This is a genomic window from Nocardia transvalensis NBRC 15921, assembly GCF_000308875.1.
GTDB classification, from domain to species: domain Bacteria; phylum Actinomycetota; class Actinomycetes; order Mycobacteriales; family Mycobacteriaceae; genus Nocardia; species Nocardia transvalensis.
Genome location: NZ_BAGL01000027.1, coordinates 209,828 through 224,103, shown reverse-complemented (window position 1 = coordinate 224,103; position 14,276 = coordinate 209,828). Strand labels below are relative to the sequence as shown.

The following is a 14,276-nucleotide window of genomic DNA, read 5'->3' as shown; positions in this document are numbered from 1 at the left end:
CAACCACTTTCACGCGACACGCAGCCGGCGGTGCCGCACCACGACCGTCAGGCACGCGATCGCGACGAGCGCACCGGCCACGAGCATCACCGGATATCCCGCCCCGGTCGACTGATGCAGGAAGGCCAGCAGCGCGGGCAGTCCGAAGCCGAGATAGCTCACCGAGTAGAAGACCGCCGTCAGCCCGGCCAGATCGTCGGGCCCGGCGAGGCGCTCGATCTCCTGTAGCCCGGCCACCAGGCCGATACCGTTCCCGGCGCCGAGCACGGCCGCCGCGATCAGCGCGAGCCACAGCGCCGGCGTGGCCGCGGCGCAAGCCGCGAGCACCATGCCCGCCGACACCAGGATCAGCGCCAGCACCGCGATCCGCGCCGTACCGGGCCGATCGATGCGCCGGGCGACCGACTGGATGGCGAATCCGCATCCCAGCGTGAGCACGGTGAGCAGGGCCGAGAACGCGATCGCCACGCCGCGCGCCTGCGCCGCCAGCAGCGTCGGCAGCACCGCGTAGGCCGTCCCGACCGAGGCGAACACCCACAGCGCGACCGGCAGCACCACGCCGCGGAACCGGCGGTGCCCCGCCATCGGGATCCGCAGATCGTCGACTAGCCGTCCCGGATTCCGCTGCGGGGCAACCGTTTCCGGCACGCGCAGCACCCAGGCCGCCGCACCCACGCACAGCACGACATTGATCAGGTAGGCGAGCGTGGACGGCAGCGGAGCCCACTGCGCCAGCACTCCGGCGACGCCCGCGCCCAGCGCGAAGCCCGCGGTCAGGCTCATGGCCGAGCGGCGCGCCCCGGTCCCCGCGACCGCCTCCGGCGCGTACGGCGGCTGCGACAGCTCCTTCACCCAGCTGCCGCCCACCGCCATCGCCAGGCCCAGCGCCACCCCGCACAGCACGCGGCCCGCCGACAGCAGGGCCACCGACTCGGCGCCGAACGCCAGCAGCAGCGATCCGGCCGCCGCGACGAGCGGGGCGGGACGCATCAACCGGCGTCGCCCGAACCGGTCGGACAGTGGGCCGCCGATCAGCAGGGCCGGGACAATACCCAGCACGTAATCGAACAGCAGCAGATCCACGGTGGTGACCGACAGCCCGTGGTCCTTGTACATCACCAGCAGCGGCGTGAATTCGTTTCCGCCCCAGGCGATCGCGAACATCGCGGCGGCCACGCCCCACCAGGTGCGGGTGGAGGCCGCCGGCCGGGTCGCTCTCGTGTCGACCGCCGCCGTCACCATCCGGCCGCCTCCACCTGGTGCGCGGTGGACAGGTGCTCCCGCAGCAGGGCGGCGAACCCGTCGGCGTCACCGGCCGCGATCCGGTCGGCCAGCCGGCCGTGCTGTTCGACGATCTGCGCCGCATTACTCGAATGTCGATGCACCACAACGCTGTTCATCCGGCGCTGGCGCTCCCGCAGCGAATCGTAGAACCCGGTGAGCAGCGGATTGCCCGCCGCGACCACGGCGCCGCGGTGGAATTCGGTGTCCAGCGCGGCGAACTCCTCGAGATCACCCGCCTCGGCCAGTTCGCGCTGCCGCTCGATCACCGCGCGCAGGGTCGCGGCCACCCGGTCACGATCGGCGGCGGGCACGGCGCGCGCGGCGGCCGTCTCCACCACATACCGCGCGTGCACGACGTGCTCGGCCTCACCGGCGGGCACCGGAACCACCAGCGCGCCCCGCTTGGGATACAGCTTCATCCACCCCTCGGCCTCGAGCCGCAGGAACGCCTCCCGCACGGGCGTGCGGGACATCCCGAGACCCCCGGCGATCTCCCCCTCGCTGATCAGCTCGCCGCCCGGCAGCGCCCCGCCGAGTATGCGTTCCTTGACCTCGCGATAGGCCCGCTCAGCAGATGAATACGTCTTAGACACAAGTTGTAGACTAGCAACTCCGCCGGTGGCCCCTTCACACGAGCGCCTTCTGCTTGCGGATCCGGCGCTGCACGTCGCGCATCATGGCCTTGGTCCCGGCGAAGCGGATGAACTTGGGGATGAAGCGGTTGACGAATCCCACGAACAGGAAGAGATTCTCGAAACGGCGCTGATCGGCGGCGCTCCACTCCACGCCCATCTGCGCGCGGAAGTGCGGCGGCAGGAATCCGGCGGTCAGGAATCGCAGCAGGCCGCCGAAGGCCACCCGGAAGTACCAGGCGATCATCCGCAGGTGCAGCAGGTCGCCGACGTAGGCGCGGAAGTCGTCGTCGACGATGACCTCCCGGCATGCCGCCACCCAGTACTCGTCGAAATCGGCCCGGGTCTTCGGCCACATGTCCGGATGTACCTGCAACGTGGTGCCGAACGTATCGGCCCCCTGGTAGAACGCCTCGCGCTCCTCCTCGGACATCTTCCCGTGGATGAGCTGGTGCGAGTCCTCGAAGCCGATGTAGATGCAGGCCGCCACGTACAGCTGCAGATTCCGGTCGAAGGCGTTGTACTTCACCTTCGACTCCGGCCGGGACCGGACCTGGCGATGCGCCACGTTGACGGCCTCGCGGAACTCCTTCTTCTCCTCCGGCGTGCCGAGGATGGCCACCGCCAGATACGACGCCGTGGTCCGCAGCCGCTTCCACGGATGCACCATCAGCGCACCGGATTCCACGGTGCTCTCCATGACGCCGGCGGCCACGCCCGGATGGGCGAACTGCATGGCGACATTGGCCGCGGCGCCGGCGAACATCCAGAAGTCGAGCGAGTCCGGCAGTTGCGCCGGGCGGCGGCGCGGGGACCGGTAGGTATCGGGAATGTGGATGCGGGTCTGCTCCAGCGTGAGCGCCGTGCCGCCGGTTGCGTACGAAACGCTCTGCGGCTCTTCGTGGTTCGGCTCCCTGGGCTGCGTCGCCGTGGTCATAGGAGTCCTTTCTCGATACGTCTCGGGCCCCGCGCCGGATCCGGGCACCGGCTATGTTACTCGAAATTCTCGCTTCAGCGGAAGCCATACGCGCGAACTATCCGTAACTTACGACCGCTCCGGCCACGCCGTGTCAGCGGCAAATCCAGGACACATACCGGTTTACCGCACCAGACCTCCTCGCGGAACGACTTCACAAATCAAGAATTACGCGTAACATACGCTGTCGCGGCTCCCGGGGAATCAACGGTGGGGGCGGTGGTCATCAGGCAACGACGCCGGCGTGGGCTCGGCTCGCCGGACGCACGTGCCGGATGCCCTTCCGGTAGGTGAAAGGACTTGCGCCACATGCTCAAACGGCTGGACCGACTCCTCAGTTACGAGATGAAGGTGTCCGAATTCCTGGGCACGCTGATCATCATCGGCATTCCCTACGCCGTCGTCGGGGTGATCTGGACCCTCACGCACACCTCGCACCTGAAGAATCTGCACGGCATCGACGTCGTGATCTCGTTCCTCGGGTCGATCGTGTGCTGGCCGGTGCTGACCTTCTCGAACGTCTGCATGACCTAGTCATGATGGCTCTGGTGTGGCTCATCGACATCCTGGTGATCGGGGTCAAGATCCTCGGTGGGCGGACGAAGGTCAATCCGGTGCTCCGATACGGGCTCTGGGTCGCCGTACTCAGCGTGCTGGTCGCGGGTTTCGCCGTACTCGGCCTGCTGCTGGTCCTGCTGCAGCGCTATCTCGAGGGGCTGGACTGATATGCGAGTGGAGCAATCGACCCGGTCGGCGCAGCCGTGGCAGGTGCACGACGAAGGCGAACTCGGCAAGGTCACCGAGGCGATCGGCGGGCTGTGGCGGCGGCATCCGCAGCGGTCCCTGGAGACCCTGGGGCGGCAGGTTGCGCTGGGCCGCGACGCCTTCGTGCAGCTGTTCGTCTCCCTGGTGCGGGGCAGATTCCCGTACCAGGAGTTCATCAAGCAGTGCGCGTTCATGGCCAATGTGTCCGCCGCGCCAACGGTTTTCGTGGCCATCCCGATCGCGGTCGTGGTGTCCATCCAGGTCGGCGCGCTCGTGAATCAGGTCGGCGCGACGACCTTCATCGGCGCGGTCGCCGGTCTCGGCATCATCCGGCAGGGCGCGCCCCTGGTGTCGGCGCTCATGATCGCGGGCGCCGTCGGCTCGGCGATCACGGCGGACCTCGGCTCGCGCACGATCCGCGAGGAGATCGACGCCATGATGGTGATGGGCGTCGACCCGGTGCGGCGCCTGGTCGCGCCGCGGCTGGCGGCGGCCGTGCTGGTGAGCGTGCTGCTGTGCGGATTCGTCGTCTTCGTCGGCTTCGCGACCGCGTACATGTTCAACGTCTACGCGCAATCGGGAACGCCGGGCTCGTTCATCGGCTCCTTCGCCTCCTTCGCGGTGGCGAACGACCTGATCATCGCGCTGCTCAAGGCGGCGATCTTCGGTGTGCTCACCGCGATCATCGCCTGTGACGTCGGACTGCACACGCACGGCGGCCCGGCGGGGGTGGCCAATTCGGTCAACTCCGCGGTGGTCACCTCCGCGCTGATGCTGTTCGCCACCAACATCATCCTGACCCAGCTGGCCAATACCTTCTTCCCGGCGAAGGTGGTGTGAGGTGGCCAGCTCCTACACCCCGCCCGCGGCCCGGCCGCTGCGCGCCGTCGGGAATGCCGCCCTGGTCCCGGTCCATGCCAATCAGCGCCTCGGCCACCAGGCCGTCACCTTCTTCCAGGCGCTCGCGGCGATTCCCTTCGTCCTGAAGCACTATCGCAAGGAGGTCGCGCGGCTGATCGCCGATGTCAGCTGGGGCAACGGCTCGCTGATCGTCGGCGGCGGCACCGTGGGCGTCGTCCTGGTGCTGTGCACGTTCGGCGGAATCATCGTCGGGATGGAATCGTTCACCGCGCTGAACCTGCTCACCATGAGCCCGCTCACCGGCGCGATCTCCGGCTTCGCCACCACGCGCGAACTCGGCCCGATCCTGGCCACGCTGGCCTTCGCCATCCAGGCCGGCTGCCGGTTCACCGCGCAGCTCGGCTCGATGCGGATCTCCGAGGAGATCGACGCGCTGGAGTCGATCGCGATCCGGCCACTGCCCTACCTGGTCAGCACCCGGATGATCGCCGCGACGATCACCATCGTCCCGCTCTACAGCGTCGGCCTGGCCGCGGCCTACCTGGCCACCAAGATCTCCGTCCTGTTCCTCGGCGGCACCACGACCGGCACCTACGACCACTACTTCTTCCAGTTCCTGCTCGGGCCGGACGTGTTCTACTCGCTGTTCAAGGTGGTCGTGTTCACCCTGCTCGCGACCTTCATCCAGTGCTACTACGGCTATATCGCGACCGGTGGGCCGGAGGGTGTCGGCGCGGCCGCCGGCAAGGCCATCAAGATGGTCATCGTCGTCATGGTCTTCGCGAATCTGTTTCTCACACTGGCCATCTGGGGCATCGACCCCGGCTTCCGGATCTCGGGATAGGGGCGCTCGTGATTCTCGATCCTCGTGGCAGGGGCGCCACCGCCCGCCAGCTGGGCCTGGCGGGTATCGCGATGCTGCTCGCCTTCGCCGCGCTGCTGTACCTGCTGATGCTGCGCTATACGGGCCATTTCACCGAGAAGGTGCCGGTGACGGCGATGCTGACCAGTACCGGCGACGGACTGCCCACGCGCGCCGACGTGAAGTTCCGGGGCATGGTCGTGGGCACCGTCGACACCGTGCAGGTGATGGCCGAGGGTGAACGGCAGCGCGCGGACATCGCACTGAAACCGACTGTTGCGCATACGATCCCGGCCAACGTCACCGCGCGGGTCATCCCGAACAACATCTTCGGCGTGACGGCGATCGAACTGGTCGACAACGGTCCCGCCGCGGCGACGCTCTCCTCGGGCGCCACGATCGCCGAGGACACCTCCGCCGCGACCATCCAGCTCCAGACCACGCTCAACGTATTACGCAACGTGCTCGACAACATTCAGCCGGAGAAGCTCGGACGGGTGCTGGCCACGCTGTCGGCGGCGCTGGATCCGTCGGCGCGAGCGCCCGGCTCCACCATCGAGCGGCTGGACAACTGGCTCACCCAGATCCACGACATCCCCGAAATCGGCGGGCTGCTGGGCAATCTCGGCAATGCCATGACCGCGCTCAGCCGGTCCGCACCCGAACTGGTCGGAGTGCTGTCGGATTCGGTGACCACGGCCCGCACCCTCACCGAGCGCCGGGACAATCTCGTCGCGCTGCTGACGAATGCCGGCGGTGCGGTGGATTCGGTCAACGCGCTGTTCGCCCGCAATCCCGACTCCGGCAAGTTCCTGGTGGGCGGCCTGGACGACCTGTTCGGCGGCCTGGCCAAGGATCCCGACGCGATCCCGTTCACCGCCGCGAACCTGAACACGGCCCTGCACCGGTTGAAGACGATCTTCCGCTGGGGCCCGAAGCGCCAGATGGCGTGGGCGATGGACGTCTCCTTCACGCCGTTCCAGCAGTACACGGCGAAGGACTGTCCCCACTACGGCGACTTGGCGGGCCCGCGTTGCGGCGGGCCGACGGTGCCGGATCAGGCTCCGCCACAGCAGTTTCCGGCCCAGCAGCAGTACCAGTGGCTCGATGCGGCCGGTCCCCCGCCCGCACCCGCACCACCCGTGCCCCAGTCCCTGCCCGGACTGCCCCTGATTCCCGGAATCACCGCACCCGCGTCCCACCGCAGCACACCCGCCGCACCAGGCGCGGCCGCCGAGCTGCGCGGGCCCGATGCAGTGGCCGCGGTCGTGGGGGCGAAACCGAATATGGCGCAGCTCATGCTGCTCGGCCCGGTGCTCTCCGGCGGCCACGTGACGGTGACGAGTGATACGGCAGGCGGTGCGGCACAGTGAAATCCCGTAGCGCATTGATCGGGTTCAGCCTGTTCGCCGTCGTCGCGATCGGGCTGACCTACACCATCTACTCGACCCTGCAACGGACGGTATCCGGTGCGACACAGGACTATTCGGCGGTCTTCTCCGATGTACTGGGCCTGCGGGTCGGCGACGACGTGCGGATGGCCGGGGTCCGGGTGGGCCGCGTCGACAGGATCGACTTCGCCGACGAGTACAAGGCCCGGGTCGACTTCCGCATCGAGGATCGCCAGCACCTGACGACCACGACCAAGGCCATGGTGCGCTACCAGAATCTGATCGGCCAGCGCTATATCGCCCTCGCCCCGGGCACCGATCCGGGCGAGCGGCTGCGGGCGGGCGGCGAGATACCGATACAGCACACCGAGCCGTCGTTCGATGTGTCCGCGCTGCTGTCCGGCTTCGAGCCACTGTTCTCCGTCCTGCAACCGGACCAGGTGAATTCGCTGTCGGAGACCCTGGTGCAGGCCCTCCAGGGCAATCAGGTCTCGCTGAGCAGCCTCATCACCCAGGCCGCCCAGCTGGCCACCACCTTCGGTCAGCGCGATCAGATCCTCGGCGACGTAGTACACAACCTCAGCAGCGTGATCTCCGGTATGGCGAATCGCAGCAACGAGCTGGAAACCCTGATCACGCAGGCCCATTCGCTGGTCGAGGGCCTGTACGCGCAGGGTGAGGCACTGAAGTCGTCGGTCGATCAGGTCGCGGCCTCCACCGACTCCCTGGTCGGGCTGATCGGCCAGGTGAAGCCGGGGGTGGCCGGTGCGCAGGACAAGGCGAGCACCGGCATCGCGCTGCTGCTGCTCAACGGCGCTTCCCTGGACAGGGCGGCGGTCGAACTGCCCGACGTCCTCAACCGCGTGGCCCAGTTCTCGAGTTACGGCACCTACGGCAACGCCTACTTCTGCAGCCTCGACGTATCGCTGTGGGGTGTACTGCTGCCGCCGGGCCTGTTCTCGCAGATCGGCGGCCCCGAACATTCGGAGGTCTGCCGATGACGCCGCGACTGCCCGGCTTCCTGCGCAACCGCTACCTGCGGCTGGGCCTGCTCGCCTCGGCGACGGTCCTGATTCTGCTCATCGGATCCAGCGTGCTCACCCAGGCGCGGCTGGGCGACAAGACGATTCAGGCGGAGTTCGCGCAGGCCGCGGGCGTGCGGGCCGGCGCCACCGTCGACGTGTCCGGGATCGAGGTCGGCGCGGTGCGCGCCGTGCGACTCGAGGGCAACAAGGTGGTCCTGGACCTGAAGGTACGCAAGGACATTCGGCTGGGCTCCGACGCCCGCGCCGCCATCAAGATGTCCACCATCCTCGGCCGCATGCACATCGACCTCGTCCCGGGCAACGGAAAGGGATTGCCGGGCAACCGTATTCCGCTGGACCGCACCGACGTCCCGTACAACCTGAGCAAGGTGATCCAGGACCCGCAGTACAAGCAGTCGTTCCAGCGGGTCGAGAGCATCGATCCGCAGAAGCTGCGCGACGCACTGGACACCCTGAACCGGCAGATGGGCGATTCGCCGCAGCTGGCGGTCCAGGCCCTCGACTCCGTCGGCGCGCTGGCCAAGGTGATCAACGACCGCCGCGGCGAGGTCGACACCCTGCTGAAGAGCATGGATGTGGTGTCGCAGCTGGTGGCCGACAACCAGAACAGCGTGCTGCTGTTGCTGACCCGCGGCGAGGCCATCGGCACCGCGGTGCAGAAGCGGCAGGACCTGCTGAGGCAGTTGCTCGACAATGTCGCGGCGCTGTCGAAACTGTTGCAGGACATGGGGTTGGAGAACAACGCGCAGCTGGGCCCCACGATCCAGAGCCTGAACACCATGTCCGAGGGCCTGGAGAAGAACAAGGAGAACCTCGACCGGCTCTACGAGATCATGCCGGTGACGCTGCGGCAGTTCGACAACGTGCTCGGCAACGGACCGTACGGCGAGGTCTACGTGCCGTGGGGTGTCTTCCCCGACAACTGGATCTGTTTCGCGCATGTCATCGAGGGGTGCAAGTGAGGAAATTCCGGACGCTCGCCACACTGGCCGCGCTGTGCGCGGTCGCCGCGATGGGATCGAGCTGCTCGCTGCTGCCCGGTTCGATCGGCACGGCCGCGAATCAGTATCTGGGCGAACATCTGCGCATCAGCGCCGATTTCGAGAATGTCGCGGGCCTGTACGCCGGTAACGAGGTCGATGTGCTCGGGGTCCCGGTGGGGACGGTCGAGTCGATCGAGGCCAAGGGCAGCTATGTGCAGGTGGTCATGCTGCTGGACAAGGGCGTCAAGGTCCCGGCCGACGCCATGGCGGCCCTGGTGAATCCGCAGCTGATCACCAACCGGCACATCGAACTCGCGCCCGCCTACGACGGCACCGGGCCCGCCATGACCGACAACACCCATATTCCGTTGCCGCGCACCAGGACTCCGGTCGAACTTGACCGGATCCTGGAGACCTTCGACCAGATCGGCGCGACGCTGAAGGGCGACAACCAGACCGGGCCGATGGCCAGCCGGGTCCTGTTCCCGCTGCTCGACGGTAACGGCGACCGGCTCCGCGAAACCCTCGACGCGCTGTCGTCCGCCTTCGAGACCACCTTCGCCAACAAGGACCAGATCTCCAACACCATCGTCAAGCTGAACGACATCACCCAGGTGATCGCCCAGAACGACCAGACCGTCCGCGATTTCAGCGGCCGGCTCACCGAACTGGTGACCCTCATGGGTCAGCAGGCCCCGGGCTTGCAGGCGGTACTCACCCAGCTCAACGACTTCGTCACCAACACCGCGACGGTCGTGGGCGACAACAAGGACCAGCTTGCGGGCGCGCTGACCCGGTTCGTCGAGATCAGCAACCAGATGCGCGCCAACGCACGCAATCTGACCGAGATCGTCGACGTGGGCCCGCTGCTGTTCCAGAACCTGGCCAATGCCACCAGCTACGAACACCAGGCGCTGCGCCTGCACGGCCTGCTGGACAAGTCGGTGCTCGACGGCGAGGCGCTGTCGACGTTCTGCGAGCGCGTGATGAACCGGCCCGACGGCTGCCGCACCGGGAAGATCTCCGACCTCGGCCCGGACTTCGGGCTCACCGCCGCACTTCTGGGGATTGCAGGACGATGATGATGCCCTCTCGCAGAACACTCGCCGCGCTGCTCACCGCCGCGGCGGTCGGCGGCGCAAGCGGCTGCGCCGTCACGGTGAACGATCTGCCGCTGCCCAAACCGGGACTGAACGATCCCGGTTACACCATCCACGCGGCGTTCCGCGACGCGCTCAACCTGCCCGACAACGCGCACGTCCGCATCGGCGGCACCGATATCGGCACCGTCACGAAGATCGAGACCACGAATTTCGTCGCCGATGTGGAAATGCTGATCCACGAGGACATTTCGCTGCCGCACGGCACCACGGCCGAACTGCGCCAGGGCACGCCCCTCGGCGATATGTTCGTGGCGATCACGCTGCCGTCCGTGCCGGAGTCCGGGCCGCCGCTGCGAACCGGCGACATCATCGGCACCGACCACACCGGCACCGCCGCCTCGGTCGAACAGCTGATGATGTCGGTGTCGATGCTGATCAACGGCGGCGGCATCAACCAGGCCGCGCAGATCACCACGCAGATGAACTCCATGTTCGCCGGGCGCGGTCCGCAGCTGTCACACCTGCTCGGGGAGCTGACCCAGGTCATCGACGCCCTCAACCAGCGCACCGGCGATATCGACGCCACCTTGCAGGGGCTGAACACGCTGTCGGGCGAATTGGCCAGGCGCAAGGCCGAACTCGGCGCCGCCGCCGATACGTTCCCGCAGCTGCTCGGCCTGGTCAACGACAACAATCAGCGCATCGTGGACCTCACCACCAAGGTGTCGACGACCATGGCCGCGCTGGGCGACTTCACCGACACCTCCAGCCCGCAGTTCCTGAGCCTGTTCGACAGCATCCAGAAGCTGATGTCCGGGTTCACCGATATGGGCGACAACTTCACGCAGGCGCTGAACACCCTCCACGAGATGTACCCCGGCCTGATGAACAGCCTGCGCGGCCCGGTCCTCGCGGTCGCGGCGACGGTGTCCTATCTGAGCGTCGGCGCGCTCACCGACCCGAAGGGCAGCCGGCTCTGGGAACTCGGCGACGTGCCGAACTTCGTCGGCAGCCTGGCCCAGGTCTTCGAGAAGATCTTCGGCCGGGTGATCAGTCCCCCGCAGGCGGTGCCGGGCAGCACACCGCCTGTGCCGGGCACACCGCAGGGCACGCCCGCAGACGGAGGCGACCGATGAACATCCCGCTCTGGAACTGGGTGGTCGGCCGCCGCGTCGCCCTCGCCAATATCGGCCTGGTGGTCGTGCTGGTGGTCGGCGCCGGCTATCTCGCGCAGTATGTGTTGCGGTTCAACCCGATTCCGCATGTCTTCACGGTCACCGTCGAATTGTCGACCTCCGGCGGCATCCTGCCGGGCAACGACGTCACCTTCCGCGGCACCCGGGTCGGCAGGGTCTCCGATGTGCGGGTGTCGGGCGACGGTATCGCGGCGGTCGCCGAAATCGAGGACAGCGCGAAGATTCCCGTGGGCGGCGCTGTGCACGTCGGCCGGCTGTCGGCGGCCGGTGAGCAGTACCTCGACTTCCGTCCCGACACGGACACCGGCCCCTACCTGTCCGACGGCGGGCTGGTCGAGCGCGCCCGCACCAGCGTCCCGATTCCGGTGCAGAACGTGCTGACCGATCTGAGCGGGTTCATCGGCGGCATGAATCCCGACCGGCTCACTGTCATCATCGACGAGCTGGACAAGGCGCTGGCGGGCGGCCCGGATCGGTTGCGCAACATGGTGTCCGGCATCAGCCGCGCCATGGCGGGGCTCACCGATCTGCTGCCGCAGACCCGGCAGCTGATCGAGAACCTGGAGATCATCGCCGAGACGACCTCGCACGCGCAGCCCGATCTGAGCACCCTGACCGCCGCGGGCAGCACGCTGTTCCAGCAGGCCACCGCCGCCGATCAGGAGATCCGCGCCTTCCTCGACCAGGGTCCCGGGCAGCTGAGCACGCTGGGCGGCGTCATCGCCGAGAACCAGGATCCGCTGACCGATCTGGTCACCAACTTCGTCGCCATCACCAAGGCCGCGAAGCTGCGCCAGCCTGCGGTGGAGGCGCTGTTCCCCGCTCTGCGCCAGGGCATTCAGGCGCTCGGCGTACCCGCGCACGACGGCGCCTATCACACCCTGGTCGACTTCTGGCCCCGGCCGACCTGCGAATACGACACCATCCCGGTCGCGCCGCAGCGCCCCGTCACCGACACCCGCGTGCGGCTGTACAACTACTGCCTCACCAACGACCCCGCCCTGCAGGTCCGCGGAGCGGCGAACGCCCCGCGTCCCGCGGTGCCCGACAACGGATCCGGCCCGCCACCGGGCGTCTCCGGTAACGAACTGTCCCGACCGACCTCCGGAAACTAGGCAGGAGCGAGAACTTATGAGCAGCAGCGACATCGAGGACGCGGACGAGGCACAGGCCCACCCCGAGGGTGACGCCCAGCCCGAAAGCGCACGGGCACAGCGGGTCTCACGCCTTTCCGCCCTACGCCTCCCCCGGTTCGGCGGCCGCCGCACGGCGATTGCTCTGCGGGCAGCGGCAGCCGTCCTGCTCGGCGCGGCCGTCGGGTCCAGCATCTTCTTCTACCTCCAGGACCGGGACCACCGGGCGACCCTGGACGCGCACGAGGACGCGCGGCGGGCCGCCTGCGCCTACGGCCCGGTCGTATCGACCTACGACGCCGATCACCTCGACCAGTACGTCACGAACGTTCTCGCCGGCGCCACCGGCGACTGGCGCAAGCAGTTCGAGTCCAGCAGCAAGGACCTCGGCGAGGTCTTCACCAAGGGCCAGGTCGTGTCGAAGTCGACCGATGTGCAGTGCGCGATCCGCGGCGGCGACCGGACCTCGGCCGAGGCGATCGTGGTGATCGGCCAGTCGATCACCAGCGTCGGCACCCAGGGCAAACCCGAGCCGGGTCAGCTGTCGATGATCATGCGCCTGGAGAAGGACGGCGACCGCTGGCTGGTGAACAAGATCAACACGCCGCTGGGCGCTCCGCCCCAGCCGTGACACGCGAGGCGGACCCGCGCATCCGGACCGGCTACCATCACGGCGATAATAGTTGTCAACAAATCCCGGGCGTATGAGCGATTGTGCCGGGTGAACCCGCTGGCCACCCCTGGGCCGACATCTCCCCGCCCACCGGGACAACAGAGAACAGGCGACAACTTTGAGTCGAGGACAGAACGGCGCGGCGGATACGCCCGACCGCGTGGTCCGCCGCCGTCCGAAGAACCGTCGCGCGCAGATCGCCGCCGTCTCCGCGGCCGCGTTCGGCTCGCTCGGCTACCACGGCGTCAGCATGGACGATATCGCCGCCAAGATCGGCATCTCCTCGACCGCCCTGTACCGGCACTACCCGAGCAAGTACGCCCTGTTCCGCGAGGAGCTGCTGCGGCTGGGCGCCGCCACGGTGGCGGCGGTGTCGCTGCCCGACCACGCCGCCGCGTGGACCCCCGAACAGCGGCTCGACCACGTGATCGACTCGATCGTCGCGGGCACCGTCGCCAACCGCGCCACGGTGGCCCTGGTCCGCTGGGAGGTGCGATACCTCGACGAGACCGACTACGCGACCCTCGACGAGCAGTTCACCACCGCCCTGAGCGCGCTGCGCGACGTGATCGGCGAGTTCCGGCCGGACCTGTCGCCGCGTGGGCGCGTGGTGCGCTCGGTCGCGGTGTTCAGCGTGATCAGCAGCGTCGGTGACCATCACGCCACGCTGCCGGTGAAAACCCTTGCCGCCGTGCTGAAGTCGGCGGCCATGTCGCTGGTGCACGCCGATCTGCCGAGTTCCGGCACGACCCCGCGGCCGCCACGGGCGGTCGAGATCCCGCAGTCGTTCAAGCACGAACTGCTGCTGAAGAAGGCCGTCGAACTGTTCCACGAGCACGGCTATCCGAATGTGAGCGTCGAGGACATCGCATCGGCCGCGAATCTGTCGGCCGCCTCGGCGGTGTACCGGTACTACCGCAGCAAGGGCGAACTGCTGGCGGCCGCGTTCCGGCGGGCGGCCGACCGGATGTCGGGGGCCATCGGCCCGGCGGTGGCCTCGTCGGGGACGGCCGCGGAGGCCCTGTCCAAACTCATCGACCTCTACGTCGCGGGATCCTTCGCCGAACGCGAGCTGACCTTCGTCTACTACGCCGAATTCGGCCACGTACCCGCCGACCAGCACACCATGATCCGCAACATCCAGCGGCTGATCGTCGCCGAATGGGCGAACCTGCTGGCGGAGGTCCGCCCCGACCTCCCGGAGGCGCACGCCCGCATCGTCGTCCACGCGGCCTTCGGCCTCGTCGTCGACCTCGGCCGCCTCTTCGGCAACGATCAGCGAATCTGCCCGCCGGACCAGGTGAGCCGGCTGATGGAGGTCACCCTGTTCGGCCCGCGCTGATCCGGCGGCACTCATTCCCCGGCCTCGAG

General features: G+C 68.0%; 15 protein-coding genes. 12 read left to right on the top strand and 3 right to left on the bottom strand.

Annotation, left to right across the window (positions count from 1 at the left end):
- Positions 1-9: 9 nt before the first annotated feature.
- The 3 genes from ON41_RS09040 to ON41_RS09030 are packed head-to-tail and all read right to left on the bottom strand — an operon-like array spanning position 10 to position 2,853.
- Positions 10-1,242 carry an MFS transporter gene (locus tag ON41_RS09040; RefSeq protein WP_040746805.1) on the bottom strand — a complete coding sequence of 411 codons (1,233 nt, stop codon included), beginning with the start codon at positions 1,240-1,242 and terminating at the stop codon, positions 10-12.
- A complete protein-coding gene (locus ON41_RS09035) occupies positions 1,236-1,877 on the bottom strand; it encodes a GntR family transcriptional regulator (protein ID WP_040746803.1) in 642 nt (213 codons plus the stop codon). Before ON41_RS09035 ends, ON41_RS09040 begins: the two co-directional genes overlap by 7 nt.
- A 34-nt stretch (positions 1,878-1,911) precedes the next feature.
- A complete protein-coding gene (locus tag ON41_RS09030; protein WP_040746800.1) occupies positions 1,912-2,853 on the bottom strand; it encodes an oxygenase MpaB family protein in 942 nt (313 codons plus the stop codon).
- 348 nt (positions 2,854-3,201) lie between these two features.
- Here ON41_RS09030 and ON41_RS09025 point away from each other — a divergent pair, with 348 nt between their 5' ends.
- From ON41_RS09025 to ON41_RS08970, 12 genes are all read left to right on the top strand, one after another.
- Complete coding sequence (locus tag ON41_RS09025) at positions 3,202-3,426, top strand: hypothetical protein (protein ID WP_040746799.1); 225 nt, start codon at positions 3,202-3,204, stop codon at positions 3,424-3,426.
- Positions 3,427-3,428: 2 nt separating this feature from the next.
- A complete protein-coding gene (locus ON41_RS09020) occupies positions 3,429-3,617 on the top strand; it encodes a hypothetical protein (RefSeq protein ID WP_040746798.1) in 189 nt (62 codons plus the stop codon).
- A 43-nt stretch (positions 3,618-3,660) separates the two neighbouring features.
- On the top strand, positions 3,661-4,497 hold the full coding sequence (locus ON41_RS09015) for an MlaE family ABC transporter permease (RefSeq protein ID WP_040746914.1): 837 nt from the start codon (positions 3,661-3,663) through the stop codon (positions 4,495-4,497).
- Between the two features lies 1 nt (position 4,498).
- On the top strand, positions 4,499-5,362 hold the full coding sequence (locus ON41_RS09010) for an ABC transporter permease (protein ID WP_040746797.1): 864 nt from the start codon (positions 4,499-4,501) through the stop codon (positions 5,360-5,362).
- An 8-nt stretch (positions 5,363-5,370) separates the two neighbouring features.
- A complete protein-coding gene (locus ON41_RS09005) occupies positions 5,371-6,753 on the top strand; it encodes an MlaD family protein (RefSeq protein WP_040746796.1) in 1,383 nt (460 codons plus the stop codon).
- Positions 6,750-7,772 (top strand): MlaD family protein, encoded by a 1,023-nt coding sequence (locus ON41_RS09000; protein WP_040746794.1) that lies wholly within the window; start codon positions 6,750-6,752, stop codon positions 7,770-7,772. The genes ON41_RS09005 and ON41_RS09000 overlap by 4 nt, the downstream gene beginning before the upstream one ends.
- Positions 7,769-8,779, top strand: a complete 1,011-nt coding sequence (locus ON41_RS08995) for an MCE family protein (protein ID WP_040746792.1) — start codon at positions 7,769-7,771, stop codon at positions 8,777-8,779. Before ON41_RS09000 ends, ON41_RS08995 begins: the two co-directional genes overlap by 4 nt.
- Positions 8,780-8,829: 50 nt before the next feature.
- Positions 8,830-9,882 (top strand): MCE family protein, encoded by a 1,053-nt coding sequence (locus ON41_RS08990; RefSeq protein ID WP_051161150.1) that lies wholly within the window; start codon positions 8,830-8,832, stop codon positions 9,880-9,882.
- A 2-nt stretch (positions 9,883-9,884) separates the two neighbouring features.
- A complete protein-coding gene (locus ON41_RS08985) occupies positions 9,885-11,039 on the top strand; it encodes an MCE family protein (protein ID WP_040746913.1) in 1,155 nt (384 codons plus the stop codon).
- Positions 11,036-12,214, top strand: coding sequence for an MCE family protein (locus ON41_RS08980; protein ID WP_040746789.1), 1,179 nt, complete (start codon positions 11,036-11,038; stop codon positions 12,212-12,214). The genes ON41_RS08985 and ON41_RS08980 overlap by 4 nt, the downstream gene beginning before the upstream one ends.
- A gap of 16 nt (positions 12,215-12,230) precedes the next feature.
- Positions 12,231-12,863 (top strand): Rv1363c family protein, encoded by a 633-nt coding sequence (locus ON41_RS08975; protein ID WP_051161121.1) that lies wholly within the window; start codon positions 12,231-12,233, stop codon positions 12,861-12,863.
- A gap of 160 nt (positions 12,864-13,023) precedes the next feature.
- Positions 13,024-14,247: a TetR/AcrR family transcriptional regulator gene (locus ON41_RS08970; RefSeq protein WP_040746787.1), complete on the top strand. Its 1,224-nt coding sequence runs from the start codon at positions 13,024-13,026 to the stop codon at positions 14,245-14,247.
- Positions 14,248-14,276: the final 29 nt, after the last annotated feature.

Coding starts and splice junctions, on each gene's coding strand:
- ON41_RS08995 (WP_040746792.1), top strand. CDS start 7,769: ATGACGCCGCGACTGCCCGGCTTCCTGCGCAACCGCTACCTGCGGCTG.
- ON41_RS08975 (WP_051161121.1), top strand. CDS start 12,231: ATGAGCAGCAGCGACATCGAGGACGCGGACGAGGCACAGGCCCACCCC.
- ON41_RS09030 (WP_040746800.1), bottom strand. CDS start 2,853: ATGACCACGGCGACGCAGCCCAGGGAGCCGAACCACGAAGAGCCGCAG.
- ON41_RS08990 (WP_051161150.1), top strand. CDS start 8,830: ATGGGATCGAGCTGCTCGCTGCTGCCCGGTTCGATCGGCACGGCCGCG.
- ON41_RS09020 (WP_040746798.1), top strand. CDS start 3,429: ATGATGGCTCTGGTGTGGCTCATCGACATCCTGGTGATCGGGGTCAAG.
- ON41_RS09025 (WP_040746799.1), top strand. CDS start 3,202: ATGCTCAAACGGCTGGACCGACTCCTCAGTTACGAGATGAAGGTGTCC.
- ON41_RS08980 (WP_040746789.1), top strand. CDS start 11,036: ATGAACATCCCGCTCTGGAACTGGGTGGTCGGCCGCCGCGTCGCCCTC.
- ON41_RS09040 (WP_040746805.1), bottom strand. CDS start 1,242: ATGGTGACGGCGGCGGTCGACACGAGAGCGACCCGGCCGGCGGCCTCC.
- ON41_RS08985 (WP_040746913.1), top strand. CDS start 9,885: ATGCCCTCTCGCAGAACACTCGCCGCGCTGCTCACCGCCGCGGCGGTC.